Raw genomic sequence first — 20,411 nt, 5'->3', positions numbered from 1 at the left:
ATCGATGCCGCCATGCTTGGCATCTTCGTGTGACAAGGAAGAACCACTCATGAGGACGATCTATGAAAGCGCTGCTCCTGATCGACATCCAGAATGGCTTCTGCCCTGGCGGGAACCTTGCCGTTGCCCACGGTGACGACATCGTGCCGATCGCAAACAGCCTCATTTCCGATGGCGGTTACGACGTGATCGTCGCGTCGCAGGACTGGCATCCCGCCAATCACGGCAGCTTCGCCTCCCAGCATCCGGGCAAGAAACCATTCGACATGGGCGAGCTCTCGGGCCAGCCGCAGGTCATGTGGCCGGATCACTGCGTGCAGGAAACACCGGATGCGGAATTCCACCCGGATCTCGATATCGGCGCAGTCGATTATATCCAGCAGAAGGGCGAAAACCCTGCGGTCGACAGCTATTCCGCCTTTCGCGACAACGACCAGGCCGCCCTTACCGGCCTTGCCGGTTACCTCCGGGCGCAGCAGATTACGGAGCTTGACGTTTGCGGTCTCGCCACGGACTACTGCGTGAAGTTTTCAGCCTTGGACGCTGTCGAAATGCTGCCGGACGTCAAAGTGCGCTTCATCGAGGATGCGAGCCGCGGCATAACACCCGAGGGTGTCAGGGCTGCCATCGAGGAGATGCGCGCCAACGGCGTCGGCATTATCAAGAGCAGCGAGATTCTCGCGGACTGACGCACTCCGCGCCGCCGATCGTTCAGCAAAATCGATACACGCATCAACGCAATTCGATTGTCACCGGGCGCTCACGTGCATAAACGAAGCATTGCACGCGCACGCATCGGAAGACTCATGAGTTTCAGCGAACCGATCACCACAAGCGGCCAGATCAGGAACGGATTGAAGAAGGGCTTCGTCATCGTCCTCTCCTCAGCCCCGTTCGGCATCCTGTTCGGAGCGATCGCCATCGACAACGGTTTCAGCATGGCGGAAGCGGCGCTGATGAGCGCGTTTGTTTTCGGCGGTGCGAGCCAGTTGGTCGGGATCGAACTGTTCGGCCACCATGTCGCGGCCTGGATGATCGTGCTCTCGGTGCTCGCCGTCAATTTCCGCCACGTCCTCTATTCCGCGGCAGTATCGCCGATCCTCGGGCGCTTCCCGCTCCTCAAGCGCTGTCTTTCGTTTTTCCTGCTGACCGATCCGCAATTTGCCGAGACGGAGAAACGTGAAGAACAGACCCCCGTAACCTTCGCCTGGTACATCGCCATGGGCGGCGTGGTCTGGATTGGATGGGTCGGCAATACCATTGTCGGCGCGCTGTTCGGCAGCCTGATCGGCGACCCGAAGGCGATCGGCATCGATGTCCTCCTGCCCGTCTACTTTCTCGGTCTGGTGATGGGCTTTCGCAAGCGGCACAATTTTCTACCCGTCCTCGTCGCCGGAGCAGTCGGATCGGTTGTCGCCTACTGGGTCGTCGGGTCACCCTGGCATATCAGTGTGGGGGCAGCGCTCGGGATCGTTGTCGCGGCCATCCTACCTCCTCCCGGAGCCTCGGATCACGACGTGAAAGACCCGGCCCTTGAAACGGAGGCTGCGTGATGGAAACCGGCATGAGCGCCTTCTCCGTCGATAGCCAGACCGTCACCCTGATCCTGATGGCGGCAATTGCGACATACGCCACGCGGCTCGGCGGCTACATCCTTGTCAACAGCCTGAAACGCATACCGCCACGGGTGGAATCGGCCCTCAACGCCGTGCCGGCCGCCGTTCTGGTGACACTCGTCGCTCCACCCTTCGTCAACAGCGGCTGGGATGTGCGCATTGCGATGATCGCGGCGCTGGTGTTCGGCCTGCGTTTTCCGGGCCTCATGGTCCTCGTCGTCGGCTGGGCGGCAGTCATGGCCGCCCGGCACGGTTTCGGTATCGGCATGTAATCCGACTCAGCCGGAGATCGGCGCCGTCGCTGCAGTGAGCCAGGCCTTGACCGAATCCTTGTCGATCAGCGGCATCAGTTTTTCGCGCACCTGTGTGTGATAGTCGTTCAGCCACTGCAGTTCTTCCGAGGTCATCAGCGAGGGGACCACAAGGCGGCGATCGATCGGGCACCAGGTCAGCGTCTCGAACGACAGAACCGGCATGTCCCCACCCTCGATGGGCTGCGCATCCTTCACGAAGATCAGGTTTTCGATGCGGATCCCGAAGGCGCCGGGGCGATAATAGCCGGGCTCGTTCGAAAGGATCATGCCGGGCAGAAGCTCCTGCGTCGACATCCGCGAAATGCGCTGCGGTCCCTCATGAACCGAGAGATAGGACCCGACGCCGTGTCCCGTGCCATGCGCGAAATCCGCCCCCGCCTTCCACAGCGCGATCCGAGCGAGCGGATCGAGATCGCAGCCGCGCGTTCCCTTCGGAAACTTCGCCGTGCTGATGGCGATCATGCCCTTCAGAACCAGCGTGAAGAAGCGCTTGCGATCCTCGGAAACCGAGCCGACCGCAACCGTGCGGGTGATATCCGTCGTGCCGTTCACATACTGCGCACCCGAATCGATCAGGAACAGTTCGCCGGGTAGGATCTGCCGGTTGCTTTCGGACGTCACCCGGTAATGCATGATCGCGGCATGCTCGCCGGCACCGGAAATCGTATCGAAGGAAACGTCCTTCAGCGAGTTCTGCATGCTCTGGCCGACGCGGGCGCGCGTCGCTTCCAGCGCCGTTACCGCATCGATCTCAGTTATAGAGCTGGGCACCTGGTCATCGAGCCAGGAGAGAAACTCGACGACAGCTGCGCCGTCCTGCAGATGCGCCTTCGCCGATCCATCGAGTTCCGCCGAATTCTTGCAGGCGCGCGGCAGCTTTGCCGGATCGATCCCCTCGATCACCTCGCCGCCGGCTGCGACGATTGCAGCCGTCAGCGCGAGCGGTGTCAGATCCGGATCGATCAGGATGCGGGCGCCGTCTTTTGAAACCTCAGCAAGACGCCCGAGGAACTCGGAGGGATCCCGCCGGAGGGCGAGAGCGTCCAGGTAGGCCGCCTCTTCGCTCCCGAGCTTCGCCGCATCGATGAAGAGTTCTGCCTTGCCGTTTGAAAAGACGATCGCGCGCGCCAGCGGGTGTGGCGTGTGCGGCACGTCAGCCCCGCGAACATTGAAGATCCAGGCGACGGAGGACGGATCCGTGATCAGCACCGCCGACAGTCCCTTCGCTTCGGTCTGCCGCGCGATCTCGCTCAGCTTGTCGCCGGCCGGCTTCCCGGCAAACTCTTCTCTCTGGATGGTCAACGCGCCAACCGGTTCCGCTGGGCGATCGCTCCAGATCGCATCGAGCGGATTGTGGGCCAGCGAAACCAGCGTGCCGCCGATCTCCGCAAGCGCCTTTTCCAGCCTGCGCACTTCCGCACCGGCATGCAGCCAAGGGTCGATGCCGAGGCGGAACCCTTTTGGCGCATGTTTCGCAATCCAGGCATGCGGCGGCTCGCCGACCAGATCGCCGCCGGAAAACACAGTTCCGTCAACCTGTTCGGCCAGTTGCGTCACGTAACGTCCATCGACGAACACGATCGCCTCACGCTGCGTGATGAGCGCCATGCCGGCAGATCCGGTAAAGCCGGTCAACCATGACAGGCGCTCGGCCGACTCAGGCACATACTCGCCCTGATACTCGTCGGCGCGGGGCACGAGAAACCCGTCGATGCCGAGTTCGGCAAAGCCGTCGCGCAGGGCAGTCACCCTTTCGCGGCCGAACTGCGGGGCGGACTTGGTCTCGAACGATTGAAACATGAGTGAATTCCGGCTGGTTTGATTCCGACTGATGGCCGCCATGTTAGAACATTTCCCCGCGCCGCCGCCAGTATCCTATGCAGATACGTGACAGGGCAGTCAGGGTCAGGAACCTATCCATGCAGCCGACGCATGCCACACATGATGCAGACCCACTGCCTGCCTCATTTTTTATCATCTAAGGTGTCGTCAATGTTCGATGACCTCTGGGGTCATCACTTTGAAAAGGACGAACACGATGGCCAACTCATTTCTCCGCAATGCAATGAACCGCGTGGTCGAAGCCCGTCAGCGTCAGGTCTCCCGTTACGTCAACGGCGCAATGCTTGGCCTTGATGATGCGACGCTGAAGAGCCTCGGCACGACGCGCGAAGAACTTCAGCGCCAGGGTGCGACCCGTTACATCTTCTGATCTGAGGACGACGCGATACCCGGCACGCAACTCGGTGTGCCGGCAAGCCTACAGAACCTGACAGGCCAGCCCATGGCCCGTCACATGCCTCGCACGAAGTGCATGGTCACCCAGCCGTTGCGCCAGATCGTGCGCACATGCCGGCAGCGGGTGCCTGCATAAGCGGAAATCACCTTCCAGCGCTGCTCGGCTAGAATACCGGACAGGATCACCGATCCGCCCGGTGTCAGATGCGTCACCAGCTGCGGCGCCATCTTGATCAACGGCCGCGCCAGAATATTGGCGATGATGAGGTCGAACGGACCGTCCTGGCGAAAGGCCGAGGAGTGGAAACCCGGTGCCGTCTCCAGCCGCAGTCCGCTGGCAATGCCGTTGCGGCGAACATTCTCCTTGGCAACCCGAACGGCGACCGGATCGATATCCGTTGCCAGAACCGGGATGTTGCGCAACTTGCGCACCGCAATCGCCAGAACGCCGCTGCCCGTTCCCAGATCGAGCGCATTTCTCGGCTCGGTTGCTCGAACGACCGTGTCGATCACCTCGAGGCACCCCGCCGTTGTCCCATGATGGCCGGTCCCGAACGCCTGTCCAGCATCGATCTCTATGGCAATGTCGTTGATCTTGACCTTGTCGCGGTCATGCGAGCCATGAACCAGAAACCGCCCTGCCCTGACAGGCTTGAGCCCTTCGAGCGATTTGGCAATCCAGTCGACATCCGGGATAACCTCCATCGCAATCGAAAGATCGGGAAAATCCTCGCTGATCGCCTTTGCGATGCGTTCCCTGAAGACCTCTTCGTCGTCCGCCATCATGTAGACGGAGGCTTCCCAGATATCCTTCTTCTCGTCCACCTCGGTCGTGGCAATCGCCACGTCCTCTTCGCCGAACTCCAGCGACAGGAGGTCGAGGATCTCGGCCGAACCGATTTCGGTGGATGTCACGTAAAGCCGGATTTCACTCAAAGGAAGTCGCCTTTCATAATCTTCGCGGCAAGCTTTGCCACAGATAAGGCATCCGCCTCAAGCGACTTATCCCTTGGTCAGGTTCTCGAGCTTCTTCGCCGCCGCTGCAGGATCCTCGCCGTAAGCGATCGTTCCGGCAAAACGGCCGCCGTCCTTCAGGAGGAAAATCGATGCCGTATGGTCCATCGTGTAATCGCCGCCAGGGTTTTTCTCATCCACCGGCACCTTGCGGGCAAGCACGCGAAACCCTTTGACCATCTCCATCACCTTGGCAGGCGGGCCTGAAATACCGCGAATACGGTCGGAGACATTCGAGACATACTGTCCCATCAGCTCCGGCGTATCGCGCTCCGGGTCGACGCTCACAAAGTAAGCGTTGAGCTTGGTGCCATCGGGATCGACCTGATGCAGCCAGGTGTTCAGCTCGAACAGCGTTGTCGGGCAGACTTCCGGGCAATGGGTAAAGCCGAAGAACACGGCCGTCGGTTTGTCGCGGAACGCTGCTTCGGTGATCGGGCTGCCATCCTGCGCCACAAGCTCGAACGGCACACCGAACGGCCCTTCGGCAACCTGCTGCTTCGAACGCGTGACCTCCAGGGTCAGCCAGGCCAGAACACCGGCCAGAATGACGACGGCGAGCCAAAGTACAATTCGGAAAGTCTTCATCGTAGTTTGCCTGCTGCATCATCAGTTGAGATCGTGACCGCTGATAGCCGCAGACGACGATTGTTGCAAATCACCACCACGTTTTCACAGACGTGGCCGTCACATGCACCAGGAGAGCGTTCCCTCGGCCATCGCGAGGAAGATGGAAGAACCGTGCTGCGCCCAACCAACAAAAGCGAGGACGCCGATCAGCATCGCGGCAAGCGCGGCGATCAGAAAAACCGGAAGTCGAAGCGATGGAGCGATCGGTTGCATGACCCACTATAGCATCGTCGACCGGCCCGGAAATAGAACAAAAAGCGCGTTGTGGCGGCAAAGATTAGGGGAAGTTTAACGGGGACGTGAGACCTTCAAAAAAACGACATCAGGATGATCGACATGAGTAACGCCATCAAGCAGTCGGGAGCCTATCTCGAAATCGTCTCCTTCCATCTGGGAGACCAGGAATTCTGCATCGACATCATGGCGATCCGCGAAATTCGCGGTTGGGCGCCGGTCACTCCGATGCCGCATACCCCGCCTTACGTGCTCGGCCTTATCAACCTGCGCGGCGCAGTGATCCCGGTCATCGACATGGCCTGCCGCCTCGGCATGAAGATGACCGAACCATCAGAGCGTTCGGCCATCATCGTGACCGACATCGCCGGCAAGCTGGTCGGCCTTCTGGTTGAACAGGTCTCCGACATGATGACGATCAGAAGCGAAGATCTGCAGCCGGCGCCGGAAATCATTCCGGAAGCCCAGCGCGATTTCTGCCGCGGCATCGTTGCTCTCGAAAAGACCATGGTCTGCTTCCTGAACCTCGACACCGTCATTGCAGACGAACTGTCGCGCGAAGCCGCCTGATCGTAAGCCTTAGAGCTGTCCTAGTTAAAACCGGGTTCCGAAAGGAGCCCGGTTTTCTTACGTCAGGACGTAGAGCGGATCAGGGTTTGCCCTTTTCCCAGGTCACCGGCTGGTTGAACAGCGGCACGCTGGAGATCGCCATCTTCGCCGATCCTTCGACAACCTGTCGCGAATGGGCAAGGTAGATCAGCGTATCGTTCGGCTTGTCGTAGATCCGCTTGACCAGAAGGTCTTTCCAGATCAGCGACCGCCCCTGGCGAAACACTTCCTCGCCACCGTCGTCGAGCTCGATGTCACCAATCTCGATCGGCCCGGTCTGGCGGCAGGAGATGGAATTGTTGGACGGGTCCTCGAACCACTTGCCGTTCTTCAGTCTGTCGATGACGCTGCGATCGAAATACGTGACGTGGCAGGTGACACCCTTCACCTTCGGGTCCTGCACCGCCTCGACGATGATGTCGTTGCCGATCCAGTCAACGCCGACCTTGCCGACCACCTGGGCAAGAGCGGGAACGGCAAGACCGCCGAGGATAGCGGCGGTCGCGAGAATGGCAAGGCGGCGGCTCGAACGAGTCATAGTGGCAAAATCTCCAGTCAACGATACGTGATCAGAGATAAGCTTCGGCAGCGGGGTTACAAGTGATCACTGCTTGCGCAATGTGCAGGCATCATAGCCACCGGAAAACAACCGCCCTGCCCGCATGCCGATCGCGGTTGGAATATCGTGGATATGCATGACCTCAAGCGACTGTGCAATCGCGATCGAGGCTTCGGCACAGACGGCGGCATCCTCGGCTGCATTGTGATGCAGGAAGCTCAGCCCCAGGTGCTGCGCGAGGATATTGAGCTTGTGCGAGATCAGATGCGGCCAGACCTTTTGCGCCATCTTGACGCTGCAGAGATAGGACAGTTCCGGATAGGACTGGCGGTACTGATCAAGACAGGCGCGCCAGACGCTGAAATCGAATGCGGCATTATGAGCGATCATCGTCGCGCCGCGAAAATCGTCGATGAACTCGTCCATCACTTCGGGAAACTCGCCGGCATCCTCGACATGGTCGGGCCGAATCCCATGAATGGCGATGTTGAAGGACGAAAACCGCATGTCCCGCGGCCGGATCAGCCGTTCCTCGACCCGCACAACACGACCATCCTCGATCCACGCGAGGCCCACCGAGCAGGCGCTGCCGCGCTGTTCGTTGGCGGTTTCGAAATCGATCGCAATGGTCTTCAAGGTCACGTCCTAATCTTCGGTCATCGGACTTTTATGCCGGATGGAGCGATTCGGCAAAGCGGATCCCCGCCTGCATCTTGACCTCCACATGATTGTCAGGCCCAATGTGATCCATGATGAACGCTATCGCCCTTACCCATCTTACCATGACCATCCGCCTTGCAGGGCGTGTGGCGGGTTTGGCGCGTTAGTCGATCATCCGTCCACCACCCTGCCGAAACTGGCAGGGATCGGCTGGTCCGCTCTGCCTCGGTCATACCTGAAGGAGAGCCATCATGCCATCGAGCGACGAAATCCAGGAAAAACCACCCCGAGCCGAACGGCTAGGAGGTTACGTCATCAGGTCGTCGACACCTGACGATGCGGCGGCCATCACGGCCCTCGCCAATCTTCCCGGATATCGCTACGGCACGCTGAGGCTGCCATATCAGGCCGTGGCTGAGACGCGCCAATATCTGGAAAACCCGGCGCCCGGCGCAAAGAAGCTCGTGGCGGACATGGACGGCGTCATCATCGGCGACATCTTTCTCGGTCCGCTACAGGGCCGCCGCCGGCATGTCGGGACGATCGGCATGGGCGTGCACGACGACTTTGTCGGCCGCGGCGTCGGCTCGGCCTTGATGAAGGCCGCGATCGACCTTGCCGACAACTGGCTGAACCTGCACCGCCTGGAACTCGACGTCTTCACCGACAACCACGACGCCATCAGGCTCTACGAGCGCTACGGCTTCGTTATCGAAGGGCATCTCAGGGACGACGCCTTTCGCGACGGTCGTTACGTCGACGCCTATGCGATGGCGCGGCTGAGGACTTGATGATCAGCCACCGATAAACGTCAGCCACTCGTCTTCCGTCATCACCTCGACGCCGAGTTCCCTTGCCTTGTCGAGCTTGGAACCGGCGCCGGGGCCGGCAACGACATAGTCGGTCTTCTTGGAAACGGAACCGGCCACCTTGGCGCCGAGCCCTTCGGCACGGGCCTTGGCCTCGTCGCGGGTAAAGCGCTCCAGAGAGCCGGTGAAGACGACCGTCTTTCCGGCGACAGGGCTGTTCGATGCCGCGATCTGTTCCGCCGCCTGCGGCGTCACCTCGGTCAGGAGACGCGTCACGACGTCGAGATTGCGGGGCTCCTTGAAGAACTCGACGATGGCGCGGGCGACGATCTCGCCGATGCCCTCGATATTGTTGAGGTCAGCCCAGGCATCCCCGGAGAGACTGGCCGCGTCCTTCATGGCCTCGGCAAAGGCCTCGTAGGTGCCGTAGTGGCGCGCCAGAAGCTTCGCCGTCGTCTCGCCGACATGGCGGATGCCGAGCGCGTAGATGAAGCGGTTGAGCGCGATCGAGCGCCGCTCGTCGATCGCGTCGAACAGTTTCCGGACGCTGATCCTGCCGAACCCGTCGATGTTTTCGAGCTTCAGCAGTTTCGATGTTTCCTGACGCTTCTTCAGCGTGAAAATGTCGGGCGCAGTGCGGATCTGCAGCGCCGGATCTTCCGCCTCGAAGAAGAAGTCGACCTGTTTTGCCCCAAGCCCTTCGATGTCATAGGCATTGCGTGAGACGAAATGCTTCAGGTGTTCGGTCGCCTGCGCACGGCAGACGAAGCCGCCGGTGCAGCGGGTGACCGAATCGAGCTTGCCGGTCTTCTCGTTCTTCTCGCGCACCGCATGACTGCCGCAGACCGGGCATTTCTTCGGAAACTCATAGGCCTTGGCATCCGCCGGCCGCTTTTCCATGACCACGTCGAGAACCTGCGGGATGACGTCGCCGGCACGCTGCACGATGACCGTGTCGCCGATGCGGATGTCGTGATCGTCTTCGCGGATCCGCTCGCCGGAATTGCCGATGCCCTTGATATAATCCTCGTTATGCAGCGTCGCGTTGGTAACGACCACGCCGCCGACGGTGATCGGGGTCAATCGCGCCACCGGTGTCAGCGCGCCGGTGCGGCCGACCTGGATGTCGATATTCTCGACCGTCGTGAACGCCTGCTCGGCGGGGAATTTGTGGGCCGTCGCCCAGCGCGGAGAGCGCGAGCGGAAACCGAGGCGCGCCTGCAGATCGAGCCGGTCGACCTTGTAGACGACACCGTCGATATCATAGTCGAGTTCGGGACGCTCGAGGCCGATCTCGCGGTAGTGGCCGAGAATATCCTCGAGTGAATTCAGCCGCTTCATCAGCGGATTGACCGGGAAACCCCAGTCCTTGAAGGTCTGCACCATCTCGTATTGCGTGGTCGGCAGATCGTTCGGCTCGGACATCTCTCCCCAGGCATAGGCGAAGAATTTCAGCTTGCGGCTGGCCGTCACCTTGGCATCGAGCTGGCGCAGTGAGCCTGCCGCCGTGTTGCGCGGATTGACGTAGAGCTGCTTGCCCTTCGCTTCCATCTCCGCATTGAGCGCCAGGAAATCGCTCTTGCCCATATAGACTTCGCCGCGAACCTCGACGACGGCAGGAACGCCTTTGGGCAGGCGATTGGGGATTTCCTTGATCGTCTTGATATTGGCCGTGACGTTTTCGCCTGTCGTGCCATCGCCGCGGGTCGCGGCATTGACGAGGATCCCGTTTTCGTAGCGGATCGACATCGACAAGCCGTCGATCTTCGGTTCCGCCGTGAACGCGATCGAACCATCCGGCAACTGGCCGAGAAAGCGGTAGACGGAGTTCACGAAGTCGCGGACGTCGTCGTCGGCAAAGGCGTTGTCGAGCGAGAGCATGGGTCGCGAATGGGTGATCTGCGCAAAGGTCGGCAGAGGTGCTGCACCGACCTTGATGGACGGCGAGTCTGCCCTGATCAGCTGCGGGAAACGCTCTTCGATTGCCGCATTGCGCTTCTTCAGCGCGTCGTAGGCGGCGTCGGAAATGTCAGGCGCGTCCTTGGCGTGGTAGAGCTCGTCGTGATGGGCAAGTTCCTTCGCCAGACGCTCCAGTTCATCGGCCGCGGCCTGTCCTGTCAAATCGTCAACAGGGGTCTCGGTCGGGGTCTGCTCAGCGGTCATGCGGGAATCTCCATCTTCAACGGCATTTCTAGTGCAATCTGAAAAGATTGGAAGAAGCAGCGGCCATCTCTGCTGTCGCTGGACGCCCCGAGATGCAGTGTCCGGGCAAGCCTCACCGCACGCTCCCGAGACCTCAGCCGTTGCCCGCGAGCAGGCTTCTTGCAGCCGCCCTCGCCTCGTCCGTTACCGAAGCACCGGCCAGCATGCGGGCAATTTCCTCGGTGCGGTTTTCCGGCGCCATGGTTGCCACCCGCGTGGCGATCTTGTCGGAACCGTCGCCGGCCGGACCCTTGGAGATCAGAAGATGAGTCGCGGCGCGGGCCGCCACCTGCGGCGCGTGGGTGACCGAGAGAACCTGCACGGTGCCCGACAGACGCTTCAGCCGCTGGCCGATCGCATCGGCCACTGCACCGCCGACACCGGTGTCGATTTCGTCGAAGACGAGCGTTGGTGCCGAACCGCGATCGGCAAGCGCCACCTTGAGCGCCAAAAGGAAGCGCGAAAGCTCGCCGCCGGACGCGACCTTCATGATCGGCCCGGGGCGTGTGCCCGGATTGGTCTGGACATGGAATTCGACCGTATCGATACCCTCGGCGGCCGCAGCCTCCGGATTGGCGGTAACCTCCACCATGAAGCGCGCCCGCTCCAGCTTCAGCGCTGGCAATTCCTGCATCACCGCTTCGGCCAGCGTCTCCGCACCGATCTTACGTTTGTCCGAGAGAACGAGAGCAGCCCGATCGAATTCCTCTTTCGCAGCCGCCGCAAGTTTTTCCAACTCGCCCAACCGTTCCTCGCCGGCATCTAGATCGGCAAGGTCAGCCACCATCTTTTCGGCAAGGGCTGGAAGATCGACGACGGCGACCGAATACTTGCGGCCGGCGGCACGAAGTGCAAACAGCCGCTCCTCGACCCGTTCCAGTTCGCGCGGATCAAATTCAGTCCGGCGAAGCGCGGTTTCCACTTCCATCTGTGCGTTCGACAGATGGTTCAGCGCCTGATCCAGAAGCTCGACGGTCTCTTCCAGCAGGCCCGGCGCCTCATGGCTCTTGCGCTCGAGACGCCGCACCATGGAGGCGATCAGCGGCACAGGCGAACCGTTGCCGTTGAGGAATTCCGAGGCTTCCGAAATGTCGCCGGCGATGCGCTCGGACTTCTGCATCTTCGAGCGCTGCTCGGCCAGTTCCTCCTCCTCGCCGTCGCGGGGAGAGAGCGCTTCCAGTTCCTCGACCGAGGCCCTGATATAATCGGCTTCCCGCGCGGCGGCCTCCACCTTGGCGCGATGCGTCTTCAAGGTGCGGTCGGCATCCCGCCAGGCTTTGAAAAGGTGGGAAATCGCAAGCACCTCATCGTTGAGGCCTGCAAAGGCATCGACAAGAGTGCGGTGGGCACCCGTATCGATCAGTGCACGATCGTCGTGCTGGCCGTGGATCTCGACCAGAACCTGCCCCGCCTGGCGCATCATCTGCACGCTGACCGGCTGGTCGTTGATCGAGGCCCGGGTGCGACCGTCGGCAGACTGGATACGCCGGAAGATCAGATCGCCGTCGTCATCTATGCCATTATCGCGCAAAAGCTTGCGGGCGGAATGGTTGACAGGCACGTCAAAGACCGCCGTCACCTGCCCCTTGTCCTCGCCATGGCGCACAAGGCCACCATCGCCGCGGCCGCCCAGCGCCAGAGAAAGACTGTCGAGAAGGATGGATTTGCCTGCACCGGTCTCGCCGGTCAGCACGGATAGGCCCGCTTCGAAAGCAAGGTCCAGCTTCTCGATCAGAACGATGTCGCGGATCGAAAGCTGGATCAGCATGCGGCCTCGCCTATCATGTCAGGCACTTTGGTTGAAAGGTCTCAGGCGCCAATGATCTTTGCGCCGGCACGCGCAATCCACGAGCCCTTGTTCTCGCGCGGCTGCACGCCACCGGACTGCAGGAGCTTATAGGAGTCTGCGTACCACTGGCTATCCGGATAGTTGCGACCAAGCACGGCCGCTGCGGTCTGCGCCTCTTCGACGATGCCCATCGCGTAATAGGATTCCGTCAGACGTGCCAGGGCTTCTTCGACTTGGTTGGTATTGGAAAAGGTCTCGACGACCCTGCGGAAGCGCGTGACGGCCGCAAGATATTCCTTGCGCTCGAGATAGTAGCGGCCGATCTGCATTTCCTTGCCGGCAAGCTGGTCACGGGCAAAGCGGATCTTGGCCTGCGCGTCCTCGACATATTCGGAATCTGGATAATCGCGCACGACCTTGGTCATCGCATCGATCGTGCTGTTGGCGGCCTTCTGGTCCTGCGTGACGTCGGCCACCTGCTTGGAATAGGACAGGCCAACCAGATACTGCACATAGGCGGAATCAGCCGAACGCGGATACTGATTGAGATAACGGTTGCCGGCCGTGATGGCCTCGTCGTTGCGGCCCATGCGATATTTGCTGAACGTGCTCATCACGAGAGCCTTGCGGCCCCATTCGGTGAACGGGTTCTGTTTGTCGATGGCGTCGAATTTGCGGCTCGCCTCGACGACATTGCCCGCCTTCATGTTGGCAAGGCCCTGATTGTAGAGCGCCTCGGGCGATTCGCTTTCGAAGCCGAGCTTGGTGATGTCGATGTCTTTGTCCGACTGGCATGCGGTAAGGCCGAGACCGGCACCCGCAAACACCAACGATACAAGTGCGATCCTTGCCGCTCTACGCATTTCTACAGCCTTCGCATACGCCATTCGACAATTCCCGATGTCTCGCCCGTTTTGCCCTGCTGCCCGAAAGCAGGTCGTTCTAGCCATAAAAGTATTGGCAGAGCAACGCAATGCTCACCCATTAACGCATTTTTGTGGCACCGACCGCAGCACACATGGCTATTCAAAAGAAAAGCCGCTTCCAACGGAAGCGGCCAAGTCGACTGGAGTTGTTATTCAAGCAAAAGACGGCGCCAGTTCACTGACGCTGACCGGAACGAAATCTCCGGCCCTCACGCGCGCAACCCGCGACGATGGCGCTTCGACGATTTCATAGGCCGTCGGATCGTTGAGCAGAGCTTTCAGCGCATTGGCGTTCATCTTGTGGCCGCCGCGATAGGAGCGGTAGCAGCCAATGAACTGAGCGCCGGCAAGCGCAAGATCGCCAACCGCGTCCAGCGTCTTGTGGCGCACGAATTCGTCTTGGTAACGGAGACCCTCGACGTTCACGACCGTTTCGTCATCGGAAATGACGACGGAATTCTCAAGCGACGAACCGAGAGCGTAGCCAGCAGCCCAAAGGCGCTCGACGTCACGCATGAAGCCGAATGTACGAGCCCGTGAAAGATCCTGCTTGAACCGCGCTGCGGTCAGTTCACCGTTCCAGCTCTGACGGCCGATCAGCGGAGATGCGAAATCGATCTCGACTTCAAAGCGGGTACCATCATGCGGCCGGAACTCTGACCAGGACGCGCCCGATTCGATTCGGACCGGCTTGATGACACGGATGTAGCGACGCTTCACATTGAGATTGACGATGCCGACCTGTTCGATCGCATCGATGAAAGGATAGGAGCTGCCGTCCATGATCGGCATTTCGGCGCCATCGACATCGACAGTCACGTTGTCGATCCCGAGCGCGTAGAGTGCTGCCATCACGTGTTCGATCGTGGCAACCCAGGTGGCAGGCGATGAACCGAGGATCGTGCAGAGATCGGTCGGTCCAACCTGAGAGGAAACGGCGCGGTATTCGGCAGAAGACCCGTCATCAAACTGACGCGCGAAGATGATACCGGAATTGGCTTCAGCAGGCTGGAATGTGATGCTGACCGGAGACCCCGAATGCACGCCAATACCGGTCAAAGAAACCGGGGCCGCGATGGTGGTCTGGAAACCGAGCAATCCGATGGTCATTCTAATGCCTTCTCTCAAGACCCCTGGTCTGGGATCGAGCTTGGTTAGATACCGGCGACAACGCCTCTCAAACGTTCATGTCAGCATCACTTATCGTCTTACATACGCAGGCGTCTTTAACATTCCAAATCACTGTTCGTATCGGATTGTTACGCCACCAACCCGCAGAATGACGCGGTGTTAGGACTCAAGACACAAACGCGGACGTCTACCGGTTAACAACTTGAATTAAGGCAGCTTTCCCAGAGGTTCAGGACAAAATCCTTAACGCCTCAGACGTCCGGATACACAAAGCCCGGGTGCAACGACCCGGGCTCTGCAGACATTTGTTGAACGCCGCGCGCTGACGCTGCGACGCTCCCACAAATCAGTTCGACTGACGGCGAAGGAATGCCGGAATTTCGAGCTGATCGTCGTCATGCTGCGAGCTCTGCGGAACCGAACGACCGTGATCGTCGAGGTTGCCACGACGCGGTGCGTAGAGGCTTGCCTCAGGCGACAGCGGACGGCGCTGCTGTTGAACCGGAGCCGGTGCGGCGGCTGGTTCGACGTGCTCTTCTTCGTCGCGACGGCCAAGCGAGTTGGTGATTCGCTTCAGAAGCCCCATCGGGCCGCGCTCTTCCTGCACATGGCTGGCAGGCTGCGTGCGGTGATCCATCTCGGCCTTAACGACCGGCGGGAAATCCTCGACCTTCGGCATGCGGACCGGTTCCATGACAGGTTCGCGGTAGACAGGTTCCTGCTGAACCGGCTGTGTCATGCGCGGTGCTGGCTGCTGCGTCATCTGCGGAGCCGGGCGCGAAACCTGCGGAGCGGCTTCAACCGGTGCAGACTGTGCGAACAGACGGCTCTGCGGACGGAAAGCCTCTTCGGCCGGCGGCTGCTGCTGCATGACAGGCTGCGGCGCGGGCGCTGCAGGCTGCTGCAAGACCGGCTGTGGGATAGCCAGTTCGCGTTCCATGTCGGCTTCGGCCTGGCGGATGGTCTCGGCGATCGGATCGACTGCCTTCGGAGCCATTGGCGCAGGCGCTGCGGCCTGAACCGGTGCCTGCATCATGACAGGCTGCTGTGCGGCCGGAGCCGGAGCAACGGCCGCCGAAGGACGGATAATCGGCTTCTGGGCTGCGCGCATTTCAGCGGCACGCAGGTCGATTTCGCCATGGGCGCGGTCGATGCCGGTGGCAACGACGGAGACGCGGATGATGCCTTCCAGCGCTTCGTCGAAGGTTGCGCCGAGGATGATGTTGGCGTCCGGATCGACTTCTTCGCGGATGCGGGTTGCCGCTTCGTCGACTTCGAACAGTGTGAGGTCGCGACCACCGGTGATGGAGATCAGCAGGCCCTGTGCACCCTTCATCGAAGTCTCGTCGAGCAGCGGGTTGGCGATAGCAGCTTCCGCTGCCTGCATCGCACGGCCCGAACCCGAAGCTTCGCCGGTGCCCATCATCGCACGGCCCATTTCGCGCATCACGGAACGAACGTCCGCGAAGTCGAGGTTGATGAGGCCTTCCTTGACCATCAGGTCGGTGATGCAGGCAACGCCCGAATAGAGAACCTGGTCGGCCATGGCGAAGGCGTCGGCAAACGTCGTCTTGTCGTTGGCGATGCGGAATAGGTTCTGGTTCGGAATGACGATCAGCGTGTCGACCGACTTCTGCAGTTCCTGGATGCCCTGTTCGGCAAGCCGCATGCGGCGACCGCCTTCAAAGTGGAACGGCTTGGTGACGACGCCAACCGTGAGAATGCCCTTGTTGCGGGCAGCCTGTGCAACGACTGGAGCCGCACCGGTGCCGGTGCCGCCGCCCATGCCGGCGGTGACGAAGCACATATGCGTGCCGTTGAGGTGATCGATGATCTCGTCGAGGCATTCCTCAGCGGCAGCGCGACCGACTTCCGGCTGCGAACCTGCGCCGAGACCTTCGGTGACCTGCACACCCATCTGGATGATCCGCTCGGCCTTGGTCATGGTCAGCGCCTGGGCATCGGTATTGGCAACGACGAAATCGACGCCTTCCAGCCCTGCGGTGATCATGTTGTTGACGGCATTGCCGCCGCCGCCGCCGACGCCGAATACGGTGATCCGAGGCTTCAGCTCGGTAATATCAGGCTTTTGAAGCTTGATCGTCATTGTACCTGTCCTTCTTCTCGTGGCCGCATTGCCGAGCTGGCCAATTCATTGCAACTTCTCTGATCCGGGAGCAGAGCCCGGGTCAAAAACTTTCCTTGAGCCATTGCCCGACACGGGCGAGACGGCCGTTTCCATTTCCGAGCGAGCCGATCAGGCCGCTCTGGGATGCATGTGTTTCGAGGTCCGCGACCTGCGGGTAGATCATCAGTCCGACGGCCGTCGAAAAGGCCGGGCCCTTGGCGGCAGCCGGCAAGCCGGAAATGCCCATCGGACGACCAATACGAACATTGCGGGCCAGAATGTGACGGGCTGTCTCCGACAGGCCGGTCAACTGGCTGGCACCGCCCGTCAGAACCACGCGCTTGCCGACGATCGGGCTGAAACCGGATTTCTGGATCCGGTCACGAATCAGTTCCAGCGTTTCTTCGATGCGGGCCTTGACGATCCGGGTCACGAGCGAGCGCGGAACCTGGGTCGGCTGGTCGCGGTCGTCCTCGCCGATCGGCGGAACCGAAATCATGTCGCGGTCGTCTGCGCCGTTGGAGACGGCCGAGCCATGCACGACCTTCATCCGCTCGGCATCCTCGATCCGGGTCGAAAGACCACGTGCAAGGTCAGTGGTGACGTGATGGCCACCGAGGCCGATCGCATCCGTATGAACGAGCTTGCCCTCGGCAAACACCGAAATTGTTGTCGTGCCGCCGCCCATGTCGATCGCCGCACAACCCAGTTCGACTTCGTCGTCGACAAGTGCTGCAAGGCCGCTGGCATAGGGCGTTGCCACCATGCCCTCGACGGACAGATGCGCCCGGTTGATGCAGAGCTCGAGGTTGCGCAGCATCACGCGCTCGGCGGTGACGACATGCATATCGACGCCCAGCATATCGCCGTACATCGCCAGCGGATCGCGGATCCCGACTTCGCCATCCAGCGTGAAGCCGGTCGGCAGCGAGTGAAGGATTGCGCGGTCCTGGCGAGCCGACTTCTGGCTGGCTGCGACGAGAACACGCTTCAGATCGGCCGATTCGACTTCCTGTCCACCGAGGTCGATCGATGCCGTATAGACGTCGCTGGTCAGACGACCAGCCGAAACATTGACGATGAGGCTGTCGACCGTGAGGCCGGCCATGCGCTCTGCAGCGTCAACCGCAAGACGGACGACGCTTTCCGCCGCATCGAGATCGCCGATGACGCCGGACTTGACGCCGCGCGAACGCTGGTGGCCGATGCCGATGATCTCGACATGATGGGTCCGACCCGGCAGGATCTGGCTTTCCTGCTTTGGCGTCAGCCGCGCAATCATGCACACGACCTTGGTCGAGCCGATGTCGAGCACCGAAACGATGTGGCTGCGCTTGGAAGACAGTGGCTTCATGTGCGGAAGCCCGTAATTGGAAGAACCGAATACACTCACGTCTCTCCTGCCTTCTTCAACGCCTTCGTGCGTGCCTCGACTGCCTCGTTGCGGCGTTCGGTGGCGGCAGAAGTAAGTTCAACGGTTGTGCGGTCGTGCAGGCGAAGATCGACGGCAGCGATGTCACGCTCCAGGATCCGTTCTTCCTTTTCCAGACGAGCCAGCACGCTGAGCGCGGTCTCGACCTGGGTTTCCGGCAGCTTGAGTACAACGCCGTTGTCGATGTGCAAATCCCAGCGACGACCGGCGACGCGAACATAGGCCTTCACCCGCGAGCGAAGCTCCGGCCACGCAGCCATCTGATCGACGAAAGCGGATGCGGCCTTGTCTGCTTCACGACCCACGAACAGTGGCAGGGAAGCGAACTTGCTGTCCCGCAGCGGCGCGATGATGGAACCGTTCTTTTCGATCAGAGCGAGATCCGAACCGTTCTGCCAGATCCCGAAAGCCTCGCGCTCCTTGAGCATCACTTCGATGGTGCGCGGATAGACTTTGCGGACTTCGGCATAGCGAACCCAGGGAAGCTCGGACAGCTTGCGGCGCGCCTGACCGACATCGAGAGCGACCAGCGAGGTCGTGCCGTCGAGACCGAGAAGCTGCAGGATGTCGATTTCCGACGTCTGGTCATTGCCCGAGACGCGAACGTCTTCGATGGCGAAACCGACGGCAGCCGTCGTCGCCTGAGCAACCGTCTGGGCATGGCCGCCAAGCGACATTCCGTAGAGGCCGACGACTGCGAAGAAACCGAATGTCGCAAACGTGCCGGTATGGTCAGGGATATGGATGCGGCCCGTCGCAAGGCTCAAGCCGAAGCGGACGACGCGGCGCAGTGGACGCGGCAGTACACGACGCTCTTCAGCGCCGAGATAGTTTGCCCGGCCGTGATCGTCAGCTTTTTTGCTATTCAACGCAAACACGACGCGTCCTCCACCATCCAACGGACGAGACCACCAAAAGTATGACCAGCATGAACAGCCATCTCAGGCACAAGCGAGGTCGGCGTCATCCCGGGCTGCGTGTTGATTTCGAGCCAGATGACTTCGCCGTCTTCGGAAAACCGGTCGTCGAAGCGAAAGTCCGAGCGACTGACGCCACGGCACCCCATCGCCCGGTGCGCCTCAAGCGCCAAGGATTGAATTTTTTGGTAAATATTTGGTGAAATTTGTGCGGGAATGACGTGGCTCGAACCACCGACCGCATATTTCGCATCGTAGTCATAGAACGCGTCGCCGTTCGGGATGACTTCCGTCACACCCAGCGCCACATCGCCCATGACGCCGCAGGTCAGCTCGCGGCCATAGACATAACGCTCGACCATCACCTGGCTGCCGTACTTCCATTCCGGCGAGGTAATGATCTGCGGCGGGTGAGACTGGCCTTCCTTGACGATGACGACGCCGAAGGACGAGCCTTCGCGCACCGGCTTGACGACGTAAGGCGTGGCGATTGGATGCTCGTTCGTGAAGTCATGACGATCCATGACCTTGGCTTCAGCAACAGGAATACCGGCAGCCTTGGCCACGTGCTTCGCCTGCTGCTTGTCCATCGCGAGAGCGGAGGCAAGAACGCCGGAATGCGTATAGGGGATCTCGAGATATTCGAGCACGCCCTGGATGGTGCCATCTTCACCGAAGGGACCATGCAGCGCATTGAAGGCGACATCCGGGCGCAGGCTGGCAAGAACCGCTGCGACATCACGATCGACATCAACCCGCGTCACCTTGTAACCCTCGCCTTCCAAAGCCTCAGCACAGGCGTTGCCGGAAGACAGGCTGACCGGCCGCTCGGAGGAAAACCCTCCCATCAATACAGCCACATGCATGTCGTTCATCAACCACTCCCGGAAAAGGGCTTTAGGCTTAAGCGACATCGCTTGCGCCAAACTTGTACGACCAACGATTCTTTCTCAGATCTGATCGCCAGGCTATTGGTGCACCAAAATGGTTAACAAATCGTTTACTTTCCTTAATAGGAGAACCCAACAGGCTGAAATTGAAGCACAAATTAGATTTTGAAATGGTTAATGCAGGACTTGAGGTCGCATGGTACCGCACGGGACATGCAGCTCGAACAGCTGCTCGAGCGCGGTAAGATCGCAATGGATCCAGGGGTGAAAACGTGCCGTTTATTGCGCGTTTTTTGTTTTACTCGTCAGAAAA

The 20,411-nt window shown here is 60.5% G+C and carries 20 protein-coding genes; 6 read left to right on the top strand and 14 right to left on the bottom strand.

From position 1 onward, the window contains the following. Positions 1-62 precede the first annotated feature (62 nt). From pncA to G6K99_RS10795, 3 genes are all read left to right on the top strand, one after another. Entirely contained in the window at positions 63-689 is a 627-nt protein-coding gene (gene pncA, locus G6K99_RS10805; protein ID WP_062456237.1) for a bifunctional nicotinamidase/pyrazinamidase, read from the top strand. A gap of 117 nt (positions 690-806) precedes the next feature. After that, on the top strand, positions 807-1,553 hold the full coding sequence (locus tag G6K99_RS10800; RefSeq protein ID WP_174196527.1) for an AzlC family ABC transporter permease: 747 nt from the start codon (positions 807-809) through the stop codon (positions 1,551-1,553). Between the two features lie 11 nt (positions 1,554-1,564). After that, positions 1,565-1,888, top strand: coding sequence for an AzlD family protein (locus tag G6K99_RS10795; RefSeq protein WP_062457971.1), 324 nt, complete (start codon positions 1,565-1,567; stop codon positions 1,886-1,888). Between the two features lie 6 nt (positions 1,889-1,894). Here the strand turns inward: G6K99_RS10795 and G6K99_RS10790 are convergent, their stop codons facing one another. After that, positions 1,895-3,730: an aminopeptidase P family protein gene (locus G6K99_RS10790; RefSeq protein WP_174196526.1), complete on the bottom strand. Its 1,836-nt coding sequence runs from the start codon at positions 3,728-3,730 to the stop codon at positions 1,895-1,897. A gap of 238 nt (positions 3,731-3,968) precedes the next feature. Between G6K99_RS10790 and G6K99_RS10785 the strand changes: the two genes are divergently transcribed. Next, positions 3,969-4,142: a hypothetical protein gene (locus G6K99_RS10785; protein WP_062456227.1), complete on the top strand. Its 174-nt coding sequence runs from the start codon at positions 3,969-3,971 to the stop codon at positions 4,140-4,142. Between the two features lie 80 nt (positions 4,143-4,222). Here G6K99_RS10785 and G6K99_RS10780 read toward each other — a convergent pair whose 3' ends face one another. The 3 genes from G6K99_RS10780 to G6K99_RS10770 all read right to left on the bottom strand — a co-directional run bounded on the left by G6K99_RS10780 (position 4,223) and on the right by G6K99_RS10770 (position 6,025). Continuing rightward, complete coding sequence (locus G6K99_RS10780) at positions 4,223-5,104, bottom strand: 50S ribosomal protein L11 methyltransferase (RefSeq protein ID WP_174196525.1); 882 nt, start codon at positions 5,102-5,104, stop codon at positions 4,223-4,225. A gap of 66 nt (positions 5,105-5,170) precedes the next feature. After that, positions 5,171-5,770, bottom strand: a complete 600-nt coding sequence (locus G6K99_RS10775) for an SCO family protein (protein WP_062456221.1) — start codon at positions 5,768-5,770, stop codon at positions 5,171-5,173. Positions 5,771-5,869: 99 nt separating this feature from the next. Beyond that, a complete protein-coding gene (locus G6K99_RS10770) occupies positions 5,870-6,025 on the bottom strand; it encodes a hypothetical protein (RefSeq protein ID WP_165699872.1) in 156 nt (51 codons plus the stop codon). A gap of 123 nt (positions 6,026-6,148) precedes the next feature. Here G6K99_RS10770 and G6K99_RS10765 point away from each other — a divergent pair, with 123 nt between their 5' ends. After that, entirely contained in the window at positions 6,149-6,616 is a 468-nt protein-coding gene (locus tag G6K99_RS10765; protein WP_062457968.1) for a chemotaxis protein CheW, read from the top strand. Positions 6,617-6,695: 79 nt separating this feature from the next. Here the strand turns inward: G6K99_RS10765 and G6K99_RS10760 are convergent, their stop codons facing one another. Both G6K99_RS10760 and G6K99_RS10755 read right to left on the bottom strand, forming a co-directional pair. Continuing rightward, positions 6,696-7,193 (bottom strand): CreA family protein, encoded by a 498-nt coding sequence (locus tag G6K99_RS10760; RefSeq protein WP_174196524.1) that lies wholly within the window; start codon positions 7,191-7,193, stop codon positions 6,696-6,698. Positions 7,194-7,259: 66 nt separating this feature from the next. Continuing rightward, complete coding sequence (locus tag G6K99_RS10755) at positions 7,260-7,850, bottom strand: 3'-5' exonuclease (protein ID WP_174196820.1); 591 nt, start codon at positions 7,848-7,850, stop codon at positions 7,260-7,262. Positions 7,851-8,125: 275 nt separating this feature from the next. Here G6K99_RS10755 and G6K99_RS10750 point away from each other — a divergent pair, with 275 nt between their 5' ends. After that, a complete protein-coding gene (locus G6K99_RS10750) occupies positions 8,126-8,665 on the top strand; it encodes a GNAT family N-acetyltransferase (RefSeq protein WP_174196523.1) in 540 nt (179 codons plus the stop codon). Between the two features lie 3 nt (positions 8,666-8,668). Here the strand turns inward: G6K99_RS10750 and ligA are convergent, their stop codons facing one another. The 8 genes from ligA to G6K99_RS10710 all read right to left on the bottom strand — a co-directional run bounded on the left by ligA (position 8,669) and on the right by G6K99_RS10710 (position 20,083). Continuing rightward, entirely contained in the window at positions 8,669-10,846 is a 2,178-nt protein-coding gene (gene ligA, locus G6K99_RS10745) for an NAD-dependent DNA ligase LigA (protein WP_174196522.1), read from the bottom strand. 133 nt (positions 10,847-10,979) lie between these two features. Continuing rightward, on the bottom strand, positions 10,980-12,653 hold the full coding sequence (recN, locus tag G6K99_RS10740) for a DNA repair protein RecN (RefSeq protein ID WP_174196521.1): 1,674 nt from the start codon (positions 12,651-12,653) through the stop codon (positions 10,980-10,982). Positions 12,654-12,694: 41 nt separating this feature from the next. Further along, on the bottom strand, positions 12,695-13,561 hold the full coding sequence (locus G6K99_RS10735; RefSeq protein WP_174196520.1) for an outer membrane protein assembly factor BamD: 867 nt from the start codon (positions 13,559-13,561) through the stop codon (positions 12,695-12,697). A 192-nt stretch (positions 13,562-13,753) separates the two neighbouring features. Continuing rightward, positions 13,754-14,710, bottom strand: a complete 957-nt coding sequence (gene lpxC, locus G6K99_RS10730; RefSeq protein ID WP_092660624.1) for a UDP-3-O-acyl-N-acetylglucosamine deacetylase — start codon at positions 14,708-14,710, stop codon at positions 13,754-13,756. Positions 14,711-15,077: 367 nt separating this feature from the next. Further along, entirely contained in the window at positions 15,078-16,838 is a 1,761-nt protein-coding gene (ftsZ, locus tag G6K99_RS10725; RefSeq protein WP_062581089.1) for a cell division protein FtsZ, read from the bottom strand. A gap of 82 nt (positions 16,839-16,920) precedes the next feature. Further along, a complete protein-coding gene (gene ftsA, locus G6K99_RS10720) occupies positions 16,921-18,252 on the bottom strand; it encodes a cell division protein FtsA (RefSeq protein WP_062581091.1) in 1,332 nt (443 codons plus the stop codon). Further along, on the bottom strand, positions 18,249-19,169 hold the full coding sequence (locus G6K99_RS10715) for a cell division protein FtsQ/DivIB (protein ID WP_174196519.1): 921 nt from the start codon (positions 19,167-19,169) through the stop codon (positions 18,249-18,251). Before G6K99_RS10715 ends, ftsA begins: the two co-directional genes overlap by 4 nt. Beyond that, a complete protein-coding gene (locus G6K99_RS10710) occupies positions 19,157-20,083 on the bottom strand; it encodes a D-alanine--D-alanine ligase (RefSeq protein ID WP_174196518.1) in 927 nt (308 codons plus the stop codon). The genes G6K99_RS10715 and G6K99_RS10710 overlap by 13 nt, the downstream gene beginning before the upstream one ends. Positions 20,084-20,411 lie beyond the last annotated feature (328 nt).

The sequence above is a fragment of the Neorhizobium sp. AL 9.2.2 genome (assembly GCF_013317225.1).
GTDB lineage: Bacteria > Pseudomonadota > Alphaproteobacteria > Rhizobiales > Rhizobiaceae > Neorhizobium > Neorhizobium soli.
Note: the sequence above shows the minus strand (reverse complement) of the source record. Positions and strands in the feature narration are given on the sequence as shown.